The 18,980-nt window shown below is 61.8% G+C and carries 13 protein-coding genes; 10 read left to right on the plus strand and 3 right to left on the minus strand.

Annotated features, from left to right (window positions below; all coding sequences use genetic code 11):
* Position 1 precedes the first annotated feature (1 nt).
* The 6 genes from murC (at position 2) to lpxC (ending at position 6,740) form a co-directional block, all read left to right on the plus strand.
* Positions 2-1,420 carry a UDP-N-acetylmuramate--L-alanine ligase gene (murC, locus tag CQ007_RS01160; protein WP_218278815.1) on the plus strand — a complete coding sequence of 473 codons (1,419 nt, stop codon included), beginning with the start codon at positions 2-4 and terminating at the stop codon, positions 1,418-1,420.
* The gene (locus CQ007_RS01165; protein WP_105643080.1) at positions 1,420-2,337 is read left to right on the plus strand and encodes a D-alanine--D-alanine ligase; all 918 of its coding nucleotides are present in this window, start codon (positions 1,420-1,422) and stop codon (positions 2,335-2,337) included. Before murC ends, CQ007_RS01165 begins: the two co-directional genes overlap by 1 nt.
* 9 nt (positions 2,338-2,346) lie before the next feature.
* Entirely contained in the window at positions 2,347-3,210 is an 864-nt protein-coding gene (locus CQ007_RS01170; RefSeq protein ID WP_256582157.1) for a cell division protein FtsQ/DivIB, read from the plus strand.
* 2 nt (positions 3,211-3,212) lie between these two features.
* Complete coding sequence (gene ftsA, locus CQ007_RS01175) at positions 3,213-4,445, plus strand: cell division protein FtsA (protein WP_105643081.1); 1,233 nt, start codon at positions 3,213-3,215, stop codon at positions 4,443-4,445.
* Between the two features lie 101 nt (positions 4,446-4,546).
* Complete coding sequence (gene ftsZ / locus CQ007_RS01180) at positions 4,547-5,716, plus strand: cell division protein FtsZ (protein ID WP_105643082.1); 1,170 nt, start codon at positions 4,547-4,549, stop codon at positions 5,714-5,716.
* A 112-nt stretch (positions 5,717-5,828) separates the two neighbouring features.
* Positions 5,829-6,740 (plus strand): UDP-3-O-acyl-N-acetylglucosamine deacetylase, encoded by a 912-nt coding sequence (gene lpxC, locus CQ007_RS01185; RefSeq protein WP_105643083.1) that lies wholly within the window; start codon positions 5,829-5,831, stop codon positions 6,738-6,740.
* A gap of 76 nt (positions 6,741-6,816) precedes the next feature.
* Here lpxC and CQ007_RS01190 read toward each other — a convergent pair whose 3' ends face one another.
* Positions 6,817-7,272, minus strand: coding sequence for a DUF721 domain-containing protein (locus tag CQ007_RS01190; RefSeq protein WP_105643084.1), 456 nt, complete (start codon positions 7,270-7,272; stop codon positions 6,817-6,819).
* Positions 7,273-7,353: 81 nt separating this feature from the next.
* Here CQ007_RS01190 and CQ007_RS01195 point away from each other — a divergent pair, with 81 nt between their 5' ends.
* The 3 genes from CQ007_RS01195 to argJ all read left to right on the plus strand — a co-directional run bounded on the left by CQ007_RS01195 (position 7,354) and on the right by argJ (position 12,671).
* Complete coding sequence (locus tag CQ007_RS01195) at positions 7,354-8,286, plus strand: M23 family metallopeptidase (RefSeq protein ID WP_146114521.1); 933 nt, start codon at positions 7,354-7,356, stop codon at positions 8,284-8,286.
* A gap of 187 nt (positions 8,287-8,473) precedes the next feature.
* Positions 8,474-11,221 carry a preprotein translocase subunit SecA gene (gene secA, locus CQ007_RS01200; RefSeq protein ID WP_105643086.1) on the plus strand — a complete coding sequence of 916 codons (2,748 nt, stop codon included), beginning with the start codon at positions 8,474-8,476 and terminating at the stop codon, positions 11,219-11,221.
* Positions 11,222-11,453: 232 nt separating this feature from the next.
* The gene (argJ, locus tag CQ007_RS01205; protein ID WP_105643087.1) at positions 11,454-12,671 is read left to right on the plus strand and encodes a bifunctional glutamate N-acetyltransferase/amino-acid acetyltransferase ArgJ; all 1,218 of its coding nucleotides are present in this window, start codon (positions 11,454-11,456) and stop codon (positions 12,669-12,671) included.
* Between the two features lie 61 nt (positions 12,672-12,732).
* On the opposite strand, the gene CQ007_RS01210 is transcribed toward argJ, so the two are convergent.
* Positions 12,733-15,126 (minus strand): DUF6351 family protein, encoded by a 2,394-nt coding sequence (locus CQ007_RS01210; RefSeq protein WP_218278802.1) that lies wholly within the window; start codon positions 15,124-15,126, stop codon positions 12,733-12,735.
* A 317-nt stretch (positions 15,127-15,443) separates the two neighbouring features.
* Between CQ007_RS01210 and CQ007_RS01215 the strand changes: the two genes are divergently transcribed.
* Entirely contained in the window at positions 15,444-17,531 is a 2,088-nt protein-coding gene (locus tag CQ007_RS01215) for a hypothetical protein (protein ID WP_218278803.1), read from the plus strand.
* Here the strand turns inward: CQ007_RS01215 and CQ007_RS01220 are convergent.
* Complete coding sequence (locus CQ007_RS01220; RefSeq protein WP_105643089.1) at positions 17,528-18,955, minus strand: PLP-dependent aminotransferase family protein; 1,428 nt, start codon at positions 18,953-18,955, stop codon at positions 17,528-17,530. The genes CQ007_RS01215 and CQ007_RS01220 overlap by 4 nt on opposite strands.
* Positions 18,956-18,980: the final 25 nt, after the last annotated feature.

An 18,980-nucleotide genomic window follows, 5' to 3' on the forward strand; every position in this document is an offset into this window, starting at 1 on the left:
AATGCGCCGTATACGCCGCATCCACTTCGTCGGCATCGGCGGTGTGGGCATGTGCGGCATCGCCGAGGTGCTGCTCAACCTGGGCTATGAAGTGTCCGGTTCGGACCTGAAACGCTCGACGATCACCGCCCGCCTGGAGAGCTTCGGCGCCCGGGTGGATATCGGTCATCTGGCCGAGAATGTGCAGAATGCCGACGTGCTGGTGGTCTCCAGTGCCATCAACCCGAGCAACCCGGAAGTGGCGGCGGCGATGGAAATGCGCATTCCGGTGGTGCCGCGCGCGGAAATGCTCGCCGAACTGATGCGCTATCGCCACGGTATCGCGGTGGCCGGCACCCATGGCAAGACCACCACCACCAGCCTGGTGGCCTCGGTGCTGGCGGCCGAGGGCCTGAGTCCGACCTTCGTCATCGGTGGCCGGCTGACCAGCGCCGGTACCAATGCGCAACTGGGCGAGAGCCGCTACCTGGTGGCCGAGGCCGATGAAAGCGATGCCTCCTTCCTGCATCTGCAGCCGATGGCGGCGATCGTCACCAACATCGACTTCGACCACATGGCAACCTACGAGGGCGACTTCAACCGCCTCAAGCGCACCTTCGTCGATTTCCTGCACAACCTGCCGTTCTACGGCCTGGCAGTGCTGTGCATCGACGATCCGGTAGTGCGCGAGATCCTGCCGCAGATAAACCGCCAGGTAATCACCTACGGCCAGTCGGAAGAAGCCGACATCCGCGCTGTGGATATCGAGCAGCGCGGCATGCAGACCCACTTCACCGTGCTGCGCGAAGGACACGATCCGCTGCGCGTGTACGTCAACATGCCCGGCGTGCACAACGTGCTCAACGCCCTGGCGACCATTGCCGTGACCGCCGACGAAGGCGTCAGCGACGAGGCCATCGTCAAGGGCCTGACCAGCTTCGAGGGTGTTGGCCGGCGCTTCCAGGTGCACGGTCACTTCCCGCTGGGCGAGGAAGGGGATGTGATGCTGGTCGACGATTACGGCCATCATCCGCGTGAAGTCGCCGCGGTGATCAAGGCCGTGCGCGGCGGCTGGCCCGAGCGGCGATTGGTGATGGTCTACCAGCCGCATCGCTATTCGCGCACCCGCGATCTGTACGAGGACTTCGTGCAGGTGCTGGGCGAAACCAACGTATTGCTGCTGATGGAAGTCTATCCCGCTGGCGAAGAGCCGGTGCCGGGTGCCGACAGCAAGCATCTGTGCCGCAGCATCCGTCTGCGCGGCCAGATCGATCCGCTGTACGTGGCGCGTGATGCCGACATCCTGCCGCTGCTGCGCGCCGTATTGCAGCCGGGTGACATTCTGCTGACCCAGGGCGCCGGCGATATCGGCGGTCTGGCGCCACAGCTGGCCGAGGCGCTGACCCGCCTGGGCAATGAACAGAAAGGAGATCAGGCCTGATGATCGACGTGAAAGCCTTTGGACGAGTCGCGGTGCTCTACGGCGGTACTTCCGCCGAACGCGAGGTCTCGCTGAAATCCGGCGCCGCGGTGCTGAGCGCGCTGCAGGGCGCGGGCGTGAATGCCTTCGGTATCGATGCCGGCGCCGATCTGGCCGAGCGCCTGATTACCGAGCGCCCCGATCGGGTGTTCATCGCGCTGCACGGTCGTGGCGGTGAGGATGGCAGCCTGCAGGGACTGCTGGAATGCCTGCGTTTGCCCTACACCGGTAGCGGTGTGATGGCCTCGGCGCTGGCCATGGACAAGCTGCGTACCAAGCAGGTCTGGCAGAGCCTGGGTCTGCCCACCCCGGCGTATGCGGTGCTGCGTGATGAGTCGGAGTGCCCCTCGGTGGTCGAGCAACTGGGCACCCCGCTGATCATCAAGCCGATCCATGAAGGCTCCAGCATCGGCATGGCCAAGGTGGAATCCCTGGCCGGGCTCCAGGCCGCCTGGACGCAAGCGCAGAAATACGACGACGTGGCGCTGGTCGAGCAGTGGATTACCGGCGCGGAATTCACCGTCGGCATTCTCGATGGCAAGGTGCTGCCGGTGATCCGGCTGAGCACGCCCAATACCTTCTACGACTACCAGGCCAAGTACCTGGCTTCCGACACCCAGTACCAGTGCCCCTGTGGCCTGTCAGCGGAGCGCGAAGCCGAGCTGGCCGAGCTTTCCCTGCGCGCCTTCGATGCCGTCGGCTGCCGGGGTTGGGGTCGGGTCGACGTGATGCAGGACAGCGATGGCAGCTTCTACCTGCTGGAAGTCAACACCGCGCCGGGCATGACCGACCACAGTCTGGTGCCGATGGCGGCTGCGGCCGCCGGCATGAGTTTCACCGACCTGGTGCTGGCGATCCTCGCCAGTGCCCGTTACTGAGGAACAGCGATGTTGGGGCTGATGATACGGGACCAGCGCGCAGGCAGAACTGCGGGACGGCGCCATTCGCCGAACCGTGGCGCTGTGCGCGTCACCCCGCCGGCCCCGCGCAGCTGGCCGCGCCTGGCGTTGCCGTCATGGCAGGGAGCGGGCAAGCGGGTGCAGCAGCTGCTCTGGCCTTTGCTGCTGGTGATCCTGGGCATGGGCCTGTACGAACTGGCGAACCGCCTGCAGCCGCTGGCACAGCGGCCGATCAGCCTGATCAGCGTCGAGGGTGATCTGCAGTACATCGATCGGGATTCGGTACATCAGGCCATCGCCCCGTATCTGGACGAAAGCCTGTTGACTATCGATCTGGACGCGCTGCGCACCGACCTGCTGGGCATGCCCTGGGTTGCCGGCGCGGCAGTGACCCGGGTCTGGCCGGACCAGTTGGTGATCACCCTGGACGAACATCTGCCAGTGGCGCGCTGGGGCGATACGGCGCTGCTGAACAACGCCGGTCGTGCCTTCGCGCCGGAGCGGATCGACAGCTTCCGCGGGCTGCCGCAGTTGAACGGCCCGGAGCGCGCCAAGGAGAGGGTGATGCAGACCTACCAGCAGTTCAATCGGCTGCTGCGGCCCTATGGCCATGGTGTGGCGCGACTGGAAATGCGTGACCGCGGCAGCTGGTTCCTGACCACCCGCGAGGGTATCGAGATCCTGTTGGGGCGTGATGATGTGGTGGAAAAAATGCAGCGGTTCCTGGCCATCGACAAGTTGATGTTGTCCGAACGCCGCGAACTCATAGCGCGGGTCGACCTGCGCTACAGCAATGGCATGGCAGTGGCGTGGCGCGAGCCAGCGACGGTTGAAACGGGGAGTAACGAGTAATCATGGCAAGCAAGCAGGGTAGCAGGATGATCGTCGGGCTGGATATCGGCACCTCCAAGGTGGTCGCTCTGGTCGGCGAGATAGGTGCCGACGGCGAGTTGGAAATCGTCGGTATCGGTTCGCATCCGTCCCGGGGGATGAAGAAGGGCGTGGTGGTGAATATCGAGTCCACCGTGCAGTCCATCCAGCGCGCCATCGAAGAGGCGGAGCTGATGGCTGGCTGCCAGATTCACTCGGTGTTCGCCGGCATCGCCGGCAATCACATCCGCAGCATGAACTCCCATGGCATCGTTGCCATCCGCGAAGGCGAGGTGGTGCAGGCGGATATCGAGCGGGTACTGGATGCGGCCCAGGCGGTGGCCATTCCCGCCGACCAGAAGGTGCTGCACATCCTGCCGCAGGAATATGTGATCGATAACCAGGAAGGCGTGCGCGAGCCGCGTGGCATGTCCGGGGTGCGGCTGGAGGCCAAGGTGCACCTGGTGACCTGCGCGATGAACGCGGTGCAGAACATCGAGAAGTGCATCCGTCGCTGCGGCCTGGAGGTCGAGGACGTGATCCTCGAACAACTGGCTTCCAGCTACTCGGTGCTCACCGAGGACGAGAAGGAGCTGGGCGTGTGCATGGTCGACGTCGGCGGTGGTACCACCGATATCGCCATCTTCACCGAAGGCGCCATCCGCCATACCGCGGTGATTCCGATCGCTGGCGACCAGGTCACCAATGACATCGCCATGGCGCTGCGCACCCCGACCCAGCATGCCGAAGAGATCAAGATCCGCTACGCCTGTGCGCTGGCCAAACTGGCCGGCCCCGAGGAAACCATCAAGGTCCCGAGTGTTGGCGAGCGGCCACCGCGTGACCTGTCGCGCCAGGCACTGGCCGAGGTGGTCGAGCCGCGTTACGACGAGCTGTTCACCCTGATCCAGGCCGAGCTGCGCCGTTCAGGGTACGAAGACATGATACCGGCCGGCATCGTATTGACCGGCGGCACCGCCAAGATGGAAGGCGCCGTCGAACTGGCCGAAGAGATATTCCACATGCCGGTACGCCTGGGCGTGCCGCAGGAATTCAAGGGACTGGCTGATGTGGTGCGCAATCCCATCTACTCCACCGGAGTAGGGTTGCTGCACTACGGCATGAAGCACCATGCCGACGGAGGTCACAGTAGTTCGGAGCAGAGCAGGGAGTCACCGCTGATCAAGGTGAAGCGGTGGTTCAAGGGGAATTTTTAACAGACCCGCAGAAGCGGGCACCCGGGTAATCCGGGATGGCAGTAACCACGAAACGAAACAAAACGAAACAAGACGAGTATCGAACTCGAGGAGATGGGACCATGTTTGAATTGATCGATAACCTCCCGCAAAACGCGGTAATCAAAGTCGTCGGCGTTGGTGGTGGTGGCGGTAACGCGCTCCAGCACATGGTGATCAACAACGTTGAAGGCGTCGACTTCATCTGCGCCAACACCGATGCGCAGGCACTCAAGAACATGACCGCACGTACCGTGCTGCAGCTGGGCTCGGCGGTGACCAAGGGCCTGGGCGCCGGCGCCAACCCGCTGATCGGCCGTGAAGCGGCGATCGAGGACCGCGAGCGCATCGCCGAAGTGCTGCAGGGTTCGGATATGGTGTTCATCACCGCCGGCATGGGCGGCGGTACCGGTACCGGTGCCGCACCGATCGTGGCCGAAGTGGCTCGCGAAATGGGCATTCTGACCGTGGCGGTAGTGACCAAGCCGTTCCCCTTCGAAGGGCGCAAGCGCATGCAGATCGCCGAAGAGGGCATCCGTGAGCTGGGTCAGCACGTCGACTCGCTGATCACCATCCCCAACGAGAAGCTGCTCACCGTGCTGGGCAAGGACGCCAGCCTGCTGTCTGCCTTCAGCAAGGCCAACGACGTGCTGCTGGGTGCGGTCCAGGGCATCGCCGACCTGATCATCCGTCCCGGCATGATCAACGTCGACTTCGCCGACGTGAAGACCGTCATGAGCGAAATGGGTATGGCCATGATGGGTACCGGCCACGCCAGCGGCCCGAACCGTGCCCGTGAAGCGGCCGAAGCGGCGATCCGCAGCCCGCTGCTGGAAGACGTCAACCTGATGGGCGCCCGTGGCATCCTGGTCAATATCACTGCTGGTCCCGACCTGTCACTGGGTGAGTTCTCCGAAGTGGGTAACACCGTCGAGGAGTTCGCTTCGGAAACCGCCACCGTGGTGGTCGGCACCGTGATCGACCCCGAGCTGCGTGATGAACTGCGGGTTACCGTGGTCGCCACCGGTCTGGGTGCGCGTATCGAGAAGCCGATCAAGGTGGTGGACAATACCGCTGCGCCGCAGCCCGTTCGTCAGTCTGAAACCACTGCGCCGAACTATCGCGACCTGGACCGTCCGACCGTCATGCGCAACTCCGGTGGTGGCCACGCGACAGCGGCACGCCTGAGTCAGCCGGCGGAAGATCTGGATTATCTGGACATTCCAGCGTTCCTGCGTCGGCAAGCCGATTGATGGATTCAATCGGTTGGATAGGGCTGATTAGTGTTCAACAAAGGCGAAATTTGCTATGCTACGCGCCACTTGTTGAAAATTATTCGCAACTAGAGCGGAAGCCAGTTCAAGCATGATCAGACAACGCACACTGAAGAACATCATCCGGGCCACCGGTGTTGGCCTGCATTCGGGTGAGAAGGTCTATCTCACCCTGAAACCGGCGCCTGTGGACAGCGGAATCGTGTTCCGTCGGACCGATCTCGACCCCGTGGTCGAGATCCCGGCGCGTGCGGAGTTCGTCGGCGAAACCACCATGTCCACCACCCTGGTCAAGGATGGAGTCAAGGTGGATACAGTCGAGCACTTGCTGTCTGCCATGGCCGGTCTGGGTATCGACAACGCCGTGGTGGAGCTCAGTGCACCCGAGGTGCCGATCATGGATGGCAGTGCCGGACCCTTCGTGTTCCTGATTCAGTCAGCGGGCATCGAAGAGCAGGAGGCACCGAAACAGTTCATACGCATCAAGCGTGAAATCACTGTCGAGGAAGATGGCAAGACGGCTACCTTCGTTCCCTTCGAGGGCTTCAAGGTATCGTTCGGCATCGACTTCGATCATCCGGTCTTCCGTGGCCGGAGTCAGTTCGCCAGCGTGGATTTCTCCAGCACTTCCTTCGTCAAGGAAGTCAGTCGTGCGCGCACCTTCGGGTTCATGCGCGACATCGAACACCTGCGTTCGCAGAATCTGGCGCTGGGTGGCAGCGTGGATAACGCCATCGTGGTGGATGAGTATCGTGTACTCAACGAAGACGGCCTGCGGTACGAGGACGAGTTCGTCAAGCACAAGATTCTCGATGCCATCGGTGATCTTTATCTGCTGGGCAAGAGCCTGGTGGGTGAGTTCCGCGGCTTCAAGTCGGGACATGCACTCAACAACAAGCTGTTGCGCGCGCTGCTGGCCAATGCAGATGCCTGGGAAATAGTCACCTTCGAAGATGCCGGGACCGCACCCATCTCCTTCATGCGCCCGGCCGCTGCGGTCTGACATTTCCTCGTTTCGTTTGACGGCCACCTCGGTGGCCGTTTTTTATTTGTTCGCAGATGGCTGCAACCCCAGGAGTTCAGAATTCTCCGCGGTGATGTTTGGCCAGACGTTCCAGCGCTGAACGCAAGTTGGGGTCGCGTATTTGCTCCGCGGTTTCGGTCAAACTCTCAGCTGCGACATTTGACCGCTTCATTTTGCGAACTGGTGGCGCTTTTTTGACCAATGGCGGTTGTACCTTGCAGTGTATTTTCGTTAAGGTTGCGAATTCCGTGTAGGCCTGCAATTGTCGGATGAGGCGTTTTTGCTGGTAGCGGATCCGGGTCGCCCATTGACTGTCGGATACCAGCAGCCGTAACAGACCATCGCGATAGGAGGCTGCGCGGCAGTGCTCACGGGCTGCAGGTTCCAGAACGGAGTCAAGCAGGATCTGCAATCGCTCGACAGCCCGAGCCTGGTTGAAAAGGCCCTTCAGGGTGGAATGGGTTCTTAGCAGGTCGCCCGGGCGACGCGCATCCAGGGGATGAAAGGACATGGAATCTCTGAGCTGCCATCCGGAGTGACTTAACAGCGGTCATCGTAACAGAACCGCAGGAACGTTTTGGGGATCTTTCAAGTGAACATCATCATTCTTACCGGGCGCCAGGGCGCCACCAAGGCGTTGACCCTTGGTTCACCCTGGGTCCTCGGCGGCGTGCTGGGCATACTCGCCATGCCGGTCGCTGCAGCGCTGCTGACCTGGCAACTGCTCGGAGCGGACAAGGCGCCCGAGGATGTCACCGCCGCGCTGGACTATGAGCACATCTGGCAGCAGTCGATGCAAGGCTATGAGCCGGGCTCCGACTATATAAAGGAAGAATCCCAGGTGCAGCTGGAGCACATGACCCAGCAGCTGGGTCGGTTGCAGACCCGCCTTTCCCGCCTTGATGCCCTGGGTGAGCGCCTGACCGAGCTGGCTGAGCTGTCCGACGGCGAGTTCGATTTCAATACCGATCCCGGCATGGGCGGCCCGGAGTTGCGGAGCGAAAGCACCTCGTACGAGGGGGCGGATATCCAGGTGGTACTCGATCGCCTGACCGCGCGCATCGAGGACCGCACCCAGCAGCTGCGCCTGCTCGAGGAGCTGATGCTCAATCGCAAGACCGATGCCAACGCGGCGCTGGACTTCACCCCGGTACAGACCGGCTACATCTCCTCCGGCTTTGGCCGGCGCACTGACCCGATCACCAAACGCGTCGCGATCCACTCGGGGCTGGATTTCGCCGCGCCGCGTGGCACGCCGATCCATGCGGTCGGGGCTGGTGTGGTGACCTTCTCCGGGCGCCGTGGCGCCTACGGCAACATGGTGGAGATCACCCACGCCGGTGGTTACAAGACCCGCTACGCGCACGCCCACGAGTTGCAGGTGAAGAAGGGCGACCTGGTGAAGAAGGGCGAGCAGATCGCCACGGTCGGCTCCACCGGCCGCTCGACCGGGCCGCACCTGCATCTGGAGGTCTACCGTAACGGTATGGCCATCAATCCGGCCCGTTTCCTCGCTCTGAACTGATCCCTCTGCAGCTGTTCCATGCTCCGCTACGGCGGAGCGTGGATGATCCCCATCCCGCCTTGCCTTTCCCCCTGTGGGTCGCCGCAGTTTATTGTCTCGAGACTTTCAGAGTAGAATGGTTTTTTTCCGGTGAATGGCCTGTGCACGGGTCAGTATCACCTTCACCAAACGGATATCGAAGTCGACTATGTTTGCGCCTTTATTGAAGAAAATGTTTGGAAGCAAGAACGAGCGTGAGTTGAAGCGCATGAGCAAGATCGTGCATGCCGTCAACGCCCTCGAAGAAGGCTTGAATGGTCTGAGTGATGATCAGCTCAAGGCCAAGACCATCGAATACAAGGAGCGCGTAAGCAAGGGCGAAAGTCTCGATTCCATCCTGCCGGAAGCCTTCGCGCTGGTGCGTGAGGCGAGCAAGCGGGTGATGGGCATGCGCCACTTCGATGTGCAGCTCATCGGTGGCCTGGTGCTGCATGAAGGCAAGATCGCGGAGATGAAGACCGGTGAAGGCAAGACCCTGGTCTCGACGCTGCCGGCCTACCTCAACGCCCTGTCCGGCAAGGGCGTACACGTGGTCACGGTCAACGACTATCTGGCCCGCCGTGACGCCAACCTGATGCGCCCATTGCATGAGTTCCTCGGCTTGTCCGTCGGCGTGGTGGTGCCATTCCAGGACCCGGAGGAAAAGCGCGCCGCCTATCGCTGCGACATTACCTACGGTACCAACAACGAACTCGGCTTCGACTACCTGCGCGACAACATGGCCTTCCGCCTGGAAGACAAATTCCAGCGTGAGCTGAACTTTGCCATCGTCGACGAGGTGGACTCCATTCTGATCGACGAGGCGCGGACCCCGTTGATCATTTCCGGCCCGGCGCAGGACAGCTCCAAGCTGTACACCAGCATCAACAAGCTGATGCCGCAGCTCAAGCGCGGCATCAAGGCCGAGGAAGGCGAAGAGGGTGTGGACGGCCATTACTATATCGACGAGAAGACCCGCCAGGTCGAACTCAACGAGGAAGGCCACCAGTACGTCGAGGAGCTACTCACCCGCGAGGGCCTGCTGGCCGAGGGTGACAGCCTGTACCAGGCGCAGAACCTGAACCTGCTGCATCATGTGCATTCCGCGCTGCGTGCCCACACCCTGTTCCACCGGGATGTCGAGTACATAGTGCAGGATGGCCAGGTGCTGCTGGTGGACGAGCATACCGGCCGGACCATGCCGGGTCGTCGCCTGTCCGAGGGGCTGCATCAGGCCATCGAGGCGAAGGAGGGCCTGAACATCCAGGCCGAGAGCCAGACCCTGGCATCGACCACCTTCCAGAACTACTTCCGCCTGTACAACAAACTGGCCGGCATGACCGGTACCGCCGACACCGAAGCCTTCGAGTTCCGCCAGATCTACGGCCTGGACGTGGTGGTGATCCCGACCAACAAGCCGATGATCCGCAAGGACTACAACGACCTGGTGTACCTGACCATCGGTGAGAAGTTCGCCGCCATTGCAGCGGATATCAAGGACTGTCGGGAAAACGGTCGTCCGGTGCTGGTTGGTACCGCCTCGATCGAGTCCTCCGAGGTGGTTTCCCAGCTGCTGAACAAGGAAGGCATCGCGCACCAGGTACTGAACGCCAAGTACCACGAGAAGGAAGCCGAGATCATCGCCCAGGCGGGCCGTCCCGGCGCCGTGACCATCGCCACCAACATGGCGGGTCGTGGTACTGACATCATCCTCGGCGGTAGCTGGGAGGCGGAGATCGCCAGCCTGGAGAATCCCACCCCCGAGCAGATTGACCAGATCAAGGCCGAATGGCAGGAACGTCACCAGCAGGTGCTGGATGCCGGCGGTCTGCACATCATTGCCTGTGAGCGCCATGAATCGCGGCGGATCGACAACCAGTTGCGTGGTCGTTCCGGTCGTCAGGGTGACCCTGGCTCCAGCCGCTTCTACCTGTCGCTGGAAGACAACCTCATGCGCATCTTCGCCTCCGACCGGGTGAAGAACTTCATGAAGGCACTGGGCATGGAGAAGGGCGAGGCCATCGAGCACCGCATGGTCACCAACGCCATCGAGAAGGCCCAGCGCAAGGTCGAAGGGCGCAACTTCGACATCCGCAAGCAACTGCTGGAATACGATGACGTGGCCAACGAACAGCGCAAGGTGATCTACACCCAGCGCAACGAGATTCTCGCTGCCGACACCGTCGAAGACACCATCAAGGCCATCCGCGATGACGTGGTGGAAAGCTGCATCAGCCAGTACATGCCGCCACAGAGCGTACCCGAACAATGGGATATCCCGGCGCTGGAGCAGCATCTGCGTACCGAGCTGGCACTGGATCTGCCGATCCAGCAGTGGCTGGATGAAGATGATGCCCTGCATGAGGAAGGCGTGCGCGAGCGGGTACGCGAGGCGCTGATCGCTGCGTATACCGAGAAGGAACAGCTGACCGGTCCGGAAGCGCTGCGCAGCTTCGAGAAGCAGATGCTGTTGCGGGTGCTGGATGACCTGTGGAAAGAGCATCTGGCGACCATGGATCATCTGCGTCAGGGTATTCATCTGCGCGGCTACGCACAGAAGAACCCGAAACAGGAATACAAGCGCGAAGCCTTCAGCCTGTTCGAGGAGATGCTCGACTCGATCAAGCACGATACCATTCGTGTCCTCAGCCATGTGCAGGTACGCCGCGAAGATCCGGCCGAAGAGGAAGCGCGGCTGCGCCAGCAGGCCGAGGAACTGGCCAAGCGCATGCAGTTCAAGCATGACGCCGTGCCTGGTGTGGGCGAAGATCCCGAAGAGCAGCAGCCCACGGCGGAGCAGGGTGCACCCGCACCAGCCAGCCCGATCACCCGCGACGGTCCCAAGATCGGCCGCAATGATCCCTGTCCCTGTGGCTCGGGCAAGAAGTACAAGCAGTGCCACGGCAAGATAGGCTGAGCGCGAGGTCTCGTTATTAGCCGCGAGGGCAATGCTGTTCACATAGCCCCGCCATCCTTGCATCTCCATGTCATCCTTCGCGAAGGCGAAGGATCCACCGGCCACTCGGAGTCAACCGGAACCATGGATCCTCGGCCTGCGCCGAGGGTGATGGGATGGAGAGCGCGGGGATGACGCTGTAGAGTGTCAAAACCATTCAATTTCCATCCATTCTATTTCTGGAGTTCTTTTCATGCCCGTCGGTCTTGGCCCCCTCCCGACTCTTCACCCGGTTCCCGGATTTCGCCTCGGTATCGCCTCCGCCGGGATCAAGCGTGCGGGGCGCAAGGATGTGGTGGTCATGCAGGCTGCCGTCGGCGCCAGTATCGCCGGCGTATTCACCACCAACGCCTTCTGCGCCGCCCCGGTGACCCTGTGCAAGCAGCACCTGGCCAACGCGCCACGTTACCTGCTGGTGAATACCGGTAACGCCAATGCCGGTACCGGCCAGCCCGGCATGCAGGCGGCGCTGCGCACCTGTGACGAACTGGCGAACCTGACCCAGGTCGAGCCCGGCCAGGTACTGCCGTTCAGTACCGGGGTGATTGGCGAGCTGCTGCCGGCGGACAAGATCATTGCGGTACTGCCGCAGGCGCTGGATGACCTGACCGAAGACAACTGGGCCGCCGCCGCCGAAGGCATCATGACCACCGATACCCTGCCCAAGGGTGCCAGCCGGCAGCTCAGCCTGGCCGGGCAGACCATCACCATCACCGGTATCTCCAAGGGTGCCGGCATGATCCGCCCGAACATGGCGACCATGCTCGGTTATGTGGCTACCGACGCCAAGGTCGCGCAGCCGGTGCTGCAACACATGCTGCGCCAGGCCGCCGACCTGTCCTTCAACCGCATCACCATCGATGGCGACACCAGCACCAACGATTCCTGCATGCTGATTGCCACCGGTCAGGCGGCGATGACGGAAATCACCGATCTGACCAGCGCCGAATACGCGCAACTGGCCGAGGCGGTGAATGCGGTCATGCTGGAGCTGGCCCAGGCGATCGTCCGTGATGGCGAAGGGGCCACCAAGTTCGTCACTGTGCAGGTCAATGGCGGTGCCAATCGTGACGAATGTCTGGATGTGGCTTATGCGGTTGCCCACTCGCCGCTGATCAAGACTGCCTTGTTCGCCTCCGACCCGAACTGGGGCCGGATTCTGGCAGCGGTCGGCTACGCCGGGGTGCCGGAGCTGGATGTGGAGCGGATCGATGTCTACCTCGACGAGGTGTGCATCACTCGCAACGGCGGGCGTGCGGCCGAGTACACCGAGGAGCAGGGTGCGCGGGTCATGGCCCAGGCCGAGATCACCATTCGTATCGAGTTGGGTCGGGGCGAGATCAGCGAGACCATCTGGACCACTGACCTGTCCCACGAGTACGTACGGATCAACGCCGAATACCGTACCTGAAATAAGGGGTTTGGGATGAAAGAACCGGTACGTCCTCCGTGGCGTACCGGTTTTCTTTTTCTCAGCCCTGCGGTCTGCCCTGGTCCGGCTGGCTGTAGTCGCAGACTCCGTCGGGGTGGATGGCTTCCAGGCGGGCAATCTGAGCGGGGCTGGGGCTCCAGCTGCCGTAGGTTCCATCATTCAGCGCGGTGGACAGGGGTTTGAGAGAGCACTTGAATATGCTGCCTTCAATCGGGCCACCTGCCTCCATACGCGATGTGCTGTAGGTGGGGAACAGATCGGCGCAGGCCCCCAGCGGCTGGTCGTCGATAATGCCGTTCCAGACCTCTTCGCCACTGTGCAGCAACTTGCCCTCACGGTCGAAGCAGCTATCCACCGCCTCCTGCGGCTTGTTTTCGGCGATACTGGCCTCCGGGTTGGCCTTGATGTTCATCAGCCACTCGTGCAGTACGTCCAGGGCCATCCAGGTCTGGTCGAAATCATCCTGTGGCCGTGGTCGATCCCCCGGCTTACCCGCCGGAAGAGTTGGCCGGGCATCGGTGAACCAGATGATCTGGTTGTCCGAATGGCCCATCTTGTTGCGAATGCGCTGCCGCCCCGAGAAGGATTGATGGGTATTGTGCATATCCAGCACCTCTTCCAGGTAATGGCGCCAGTCGATCACCGGAATATCCAGTTGACCGTCATAGACCATCCCCGATGAGTAGGCCGCATTGAAGGCGACCATATCACCTGTGGTGCGTGGCGCCGGGCCCTCGCCTGTGCTCAGGTTCATATTGGCGCGGCTCCAGGGGTCGAAGGCGATCCTGCCTTCCTGCACATCCTCCACGCTGCCGAGATAGGGGAAGCCCTCCTGATGCATTTCACTGGGGTCTTTCCAGCCGCCAACCTGTTCATTCAGATCCAGGAATTCCTCGGCGGTGATTTCCCCGTCGACAAACGCCCGCAGCCCATACTGCACACCTAGGTTGTCGAACATGGGGCGCAGCTTGCCATCTTCGGTGGTGCCATAGATATTGCGCAGATCGTCGAAATGGGACCATTCGACGCTATCCATGATGCCGGGAGGCTGCATGTGCTGCTGGTTGCGCGCTTCGCCATAGTGCGGGTTCATCACCAGCGGGGTCAGTCCGCGCCAGGCGGGAAGACACTCGCTGCTGCCGGGGGCGGTGCTGTATCCGAGCATCTGCTTGGCATCAGCCAGTGGGTCGGGGTAGTCCTCCTCGGCATTGAGTCCGACCAGCAGGCTGCGGTTCTCAGTGAGGCGCCACTTTGGGTTGTGCCTGTCGGTGACATCCATGTAGTGCTCCAGCAACTCACAGTCACCGACGTGGATGATCTGGGTGACCATATCCGGGTAGGAGTACTGCGGAACACCAGCGTCCAGCAGGCCGGGGTGGTTCTGGGCGAATACGTACTGCTGGATACCGCCGCCGGAACCGCCGATGGCCACGGTGTAGTCGGGCACGCCGAAGCGCTTGGTGAAGTGCTCCTTGACCATCAGCGCGGTCTCGCCGGCCAACTGCAGATTGTAGTGGGTGCTGGTGCGGTTGGCGGTGGAGAAGATGACGGCATAGCCCTTGCCCAGTACTTCCGGCGCCAGTGCCCGCCTGTCCACGCGGCCCTGGCTATGGCCGATCCCCACGCCACCCAGGAAGTGGTAGAGCAGGCGACCGTTCCAGTTATTGGTGGAGGTCGTGTCGGTCTGGTCATTGATATTGGCCAGGGTGGCAAAGCTGTAGATGAACCGATTGATGGTGCCTTGCTCATGACGGACGATGAAGTCCACTTCGCGGCCATCGGTCAGTTTGGTGGTGGCCATGTCCGCTGGCCGGCTACCGTCACTCGGCAACGGCAGGTAATCGTTCACCGCGGTGGAGTAGTACTTGAACTCGACAAAGGTCTCTATGGCGCAGTCCTTGCTGAGACCGATCTGGTTGCCGCCTTCATCCAGAACCGGAAAGCCCATATCTCCATCGGTATCGATGAGAGGCTGTTTTCCCAGCTCTACCGTGACGGAACAGACAAAGGGGTATTGGTGTGGGCCGGAGAAGATGGGGCCTTCAAGCGGATGGTTGACCAGCTCCAGCTGGTCCAGGCGGCCGTGTGTCTTGTGTTGCAGCTCCAGCTGGTTCTCACCGAGTTCCAGTCCATCGATCAGTATCTCGAGCTGATCGTTGCGTTCATTCATCCTGGTTGGAGTGACGGTTTGGTTGTTGACCCAGAATTCCAGCTCATCCATCTCCTGTTCCAGCAGCTCGGGATCACCCTTGATGGTCACCAGTACATCGCCACCGCTGACCTGGTCCATGGCGCTGGAGAGAACCGCCAGGCTCAGATCAGGTTTGGGGGTCTTGTTGCTGGAGCTGCCGCCTGACCCGCTCAGGCACCCGGTCAATCCCAGGGCAAGCAGGCCGGCTGCGCAGGGTAGCCAATAGTGTTTTGCAGACTTCATGAGTCACTCCATTGTTTTTGTTATGGAGTGATCGATGCTATGCGCCAGCCGCGGAGGGAAACAGATACAGATTGCGGTATCTGACTGACACAGGGAGCGGCGGCAATCTGTTTGACTGCTATTGGCGCAACTGTACCTGTTTGGCGGTGGGTGCTTGGTCTAGTCTGAGACTCCAACAAAAATCATAAAAGGGAAGCATCATGCGCAATCAACGTACCCTCCTGGCAGTGGCTTGCAGCGTTCTTCTGCTGCAAGGTTGTCTTGGCTCCAGTTCGGGTTCCAGCTCCAGGCCCGGTGAGCCGCAGCCAGAACTCGATTTGACTGACTTTGACCCGGCCACCGCCACGTACTGCGATCACACCGTACTGGCCCACTGCATGTACCCCTTCCCCAACAACTTCTTCACCAGTGACGATGCCGGCACGCCCACCGGCCTGCGGGTCAGTTTCGATGTAAGAGGCATGCCGGTTGCCCGGCCGGTGGATATGCCGGCCGATCCGAGTCGTACCCGCTACGTGGATATCCAGACCACGGAATCGGCGCCGATCCAGCCGGAGCAGTGGAACCGCAACGATGGTTTCTCTCCGGGTTCCATGCTGCTGGTCCACCTGCCGGGTATCGATCTGCAGCAGACCGGGGCGGTGCGCTTGACCGACTTGGAGCCTTCCCTGGACCCGGATGCGCCAATCATGGTGATCAATGCTGCAAGCCTGGAGCCGCAGCTGATATGGGCTGAACTGGACGCCAACAATACCGACCCGGACCAGCAGGCGCTGATCATCCGGCCGGCCCGCAACTTCGAGGAGGGCCAGCGCTATATTGCGGTGATCCGCAATGCCAGGGATGCCGATGGTGAACTGCTGGCGACGAACGAGCTGTTTCGTGCCTACCGCGACGGCATCGATACCGGTGAGGCGGCGTTCGAGGAGCGGCGTGACGCCATGGAGGATATCTTTGCGATATTGACCAATGCCGGTGTGGCGCGGGACGAGATCACCCTGGCCTGGGACTTCACCATTGCCAGCCAGCAGTCGATCACCGAGCGGTTGCTGGCCATTCGGGACGATGCCTTCGGGCGTCTGGGTAATGCCGCGCCGGTCTTCAGTATCACGGAAATCCAGGACGACCCGAATGCCGAGCTCAGTCGAAATATCCTCGGCACCTTCGAGGTGCCCAACTACCTGAATCAGCCGGGTGGGGGAGTGGGCGCCTCGTTCAACTACGCCAGCGACGACCCCGATGCCCTGCCCGTGGTGCTCGATGGCGCCGAGTTCCTGCAGGCGCGCTTCCGTTGCCAGATACCGCGGACAGCCGTGGCTGACTTCGCCGATGGCAATGCAACGGTGCAGCCGGCGCGTGCTGCCATCTACGGGCATGGCCTGTTCGGCCAGAGCACCTATGCCATTGCGGGGGGCGAATTTGGCAGCGGACAGGTACGCCGGATGCAGGACGAGCACAACATCATGTTCTGCGCTACCGACTGGATAGGCATGGCCCAGGAGGATCTGGTGGCGGGGAATATCCACCAGATCCTGGCGGATCTGACCGGCTTGCCCAGGCAACTGGACCGCAGCCAGCAGGGGTTGCTGAACTTCATGTTCCTGGCCGAGCTGATGAACCACCCCGATGGCTTCGCCAGTGATCCCCGTTTCCGCCACGGAGCGGGCGATACGCTGGTCTACGATCCTGCTGAGGTGTTCTACGACGGCAACAGCCAGGGCGGTATCCTGGGTGGGGCCCTGGTTGCCGCTGCCCCCAACATCCATCGCGGCGTGCTCGGTGTACCCGGTAGCAACTACAGCCTGCTGCTGCGCCGTTACGGGCCCTTCAACCAGCGCTTTGGGCCGGTCCTGTATGAGGCCTATCCCGACGGGCTGGACCAGTCGCTGAACTTTGCGCTGATGCAGATGCTCTGGGACCGGGCAGAGAACAATGGTTACCTGAGCCATCTGGCCGGTAACTTCATGCCTGGAACGCCGACCGACAAGAAGGTGCTGCTGCACGTGGCCCTGGGGGACTACCAGGTGACCCAATGGAGCGCGGAAATCATGGCCCGTACCATTGGTGCTGCAGTCCATGAGCCCACCGCGCGGCTGGGTGAAAGCGTCGACAGCAATCCGCTGTTCGGCATCGAGCGGATTGAGCAGTATCCCTACGCCGGCCATGGCTTGATGATCTGGGATTCGGGTGATGTTGCCGGAGACGAGGGCAACCCCTTCCCGCCGACCAACAATACCGGGCCCGATACCTCCTACGGTAACGACCCGCACGAATCGCCGCGCAACACGGTTGCTGCCAGACAGCAGAAGTCGGATTTCATGCGCAGCAACGGAGCGGTCACCGATGTCTGTGGCGATAGCCCCTGCTACAGCGATGACTACACCGGCGTGTCACGCCTCGACTAGGCTGCCGGGAGATTCCCGGCAATGGCTCCCAGGCGCTCGATGGCCTGTCGTATCTGCTGGGTCATCGGGTTGCCGGCATTGAGCCTGAAGTAGTTGCTGTAGCGCGGGCCGGCGGAGAACACCGAGCCGGGAAAGATGTGGATACCTTCGGCCATGGCCTGCTCGAACAGTTGGCGGGAGTCCATCCGGCCGGGCAGTTCGATCCAGAGTACGCAGCCGCCGGTAGGGGTATTGACCCGGGTGCCGGTGGGGAAGCAGCTGCGCACCTGCGCCGCTGTTGCCTGGGCCTGGTTGGCCAGGTGCTGGCGTAGTTGCTGGATGTGTTGGGTATAGAAGCCGCTTTCCATCAGGCGCGCCATCAGCAGTTGCGGTGCCGAGGCGTTGGTGATACTGCTGATCTGCTTGAGCTCGCGCAGGCGGTGATGGAAGCGCCCAGGTGCGACCCAGCCGAGCCGGATGCCCGGTATCAGCGACTTGGAGAAGGAGGTGCAGTAGAGCACCATGCCGGCCTCATCATAGGCCTTGGCCGGCATGGAATTGCCGGCATACACCGTCTCGCCCCAGATATCATTCTCGATCACCGGTACCGAATAGCGGGTCGCCAGCGCCACCAGTCTGCGCTTGCGCTCCTCGGACATGGTGAAGCCCAGCGGATTCTGCGCATTGCAGGAGATCAGGCAGGCGCTGACCTGCCCCAGCTTGAATGCCTGCTCCAGGGAGTACAGGCAGATGCCATCGCGGTAGTGGGTGGGAATCTCCAGCGCCCGGCGCTGCATCACTTCCAGGGCCACCAGGGTGCCATAGTAGGTGGGCGTTTCGACTGCCACCGTATCGCCGGGCCGGGTCACGGTACGCAGTGCCAGTTCCAGGGCCTCCATGCACCCGTTGGTGACGATCACGTCATTCGGGGTGAGGGGAATCGGATAGCTGAGGCTGCGCCGGACCAGTTGGTGGGTGAAGCGCTGGTGCCCATGGGGATGCATGTAGTCCCAGACTTCCAGTGGCTGTTTGCGGGTAACATCGCGCAGGGTCAGCAGGATGCGCTCGATGGGCATGATCTGCGGGCTGGGCAGGGCGATGCCGAGGCGCAGCAACTGCTGCTCCAGATGCGGTTCCATGTAGTTGAAGATATCTTCGCTCAGCGAGACTTCCACCGGCAGCAGCGGAAAATGCGCGATATCGTTGCCGGGGGCGGGCGCGTGGGCGCTGCTGGCAACGAATACCCCGGAGCGGGGACGCACGTCGACCAGACCGTCCATCTCCAGCTTGCGGAAGCACTGAATGACGGTATTGATGCTGACGTTGAACAGTCTGCTCAGCGCTCTGACCGACGGCAGACGCTCGCCTGTCTGGTAGTTGCCGCTCAGAATATGGTTACGCAGATGCTCGCTGATGTTCTCGTACAGAAAGAGGTCACGGGCCATGAGCGTGGTTTCACCTTGTTATTGT

The organism is Pseudomonas sp. MYb185, assembly GCF_002979975.1.
GTDB lineage: Bacteria > Pseudomonadota > Gammaproteobacteria > Pseudomonadales > Pseudomonadaceae > Halopseudomonas.

Bases quoted from the DNA above. Each gene is read 5' to 3' on its own strand.
- murC (WP_218278815.1), top strand. From the start codon at position 2: ATGCGCCGTATACGCCGCATCCACTTCGTCGGCATCGGCGGTGTGGGC.
- CQ007_RS01165 (WP_105643080.1), top strand. From the start codon at position 1,420: ATGATCGACGTGAAAGCCTTTGGACGAGTCGCGGTGCTCTACGGCGGT.
- CQ007_RS01170 (WP_256582157.1), top strand. From the start codon at position 2,347: ATGTTGGGGCTGATGATACGGGACCAGCGCGCAGGCAGAACTGCGGGA.
- ftsA (WP_105643081.1), top strand. From the start codon at position 3,213: ATGGCAAGCAAGCAGGGTAGCAGGATGATCGTCGGGCTGGATATCGGC.
- ftsZ (WP_105643082.1), top strand. From the start codon at position 4,547: ATGTTTGAATTGATCGATAACCTCCCGCAAAACGCGGTAATCAAAGTC.
- lpxC (WP_105643083.1), top strand. From the start codon at position 5,829: ATGATCAGACAACGCACACTGAAGAACATCATCCGGGCCACCGGTGTT.
- CQ007_RS01190 (WP_105643084.1), bottom strand. From the start codon at position 7,272: ATGTCCTTTCATCCCCTGGATGCGCGTCGCCCGGGCGACCTGCTAAGA.
- secA (WP_105643086.1), top strand. From the start codon at position 8,474: ATGTTTGCGCCTTTATTGAAGAAAATGTTTGGAAGCAAGAACGAGCGT.
- argJ (WP_105643087.1), top strand. From the start codon at position 11,454: ATGCCCGTCGGTCTTGGCCCCCTCCCGACTCTTCACCCGGTTCCCGGA.
- CQ007_RS01210 (WP_218278802.1), bottom strand. From the start codon at position 15,126: ATGAAGTCTGCAAAACACTATTGGCTACCCTGCGCAGCCGGCCTGCTT.
- CQ007_RS01220 (WP_105643089.1), bottom strand. From the start codon at position 18,955: ATGGCCCGTGACCTCTTTCTGTACGAGAACATCAGCGAGCATCTGCGT.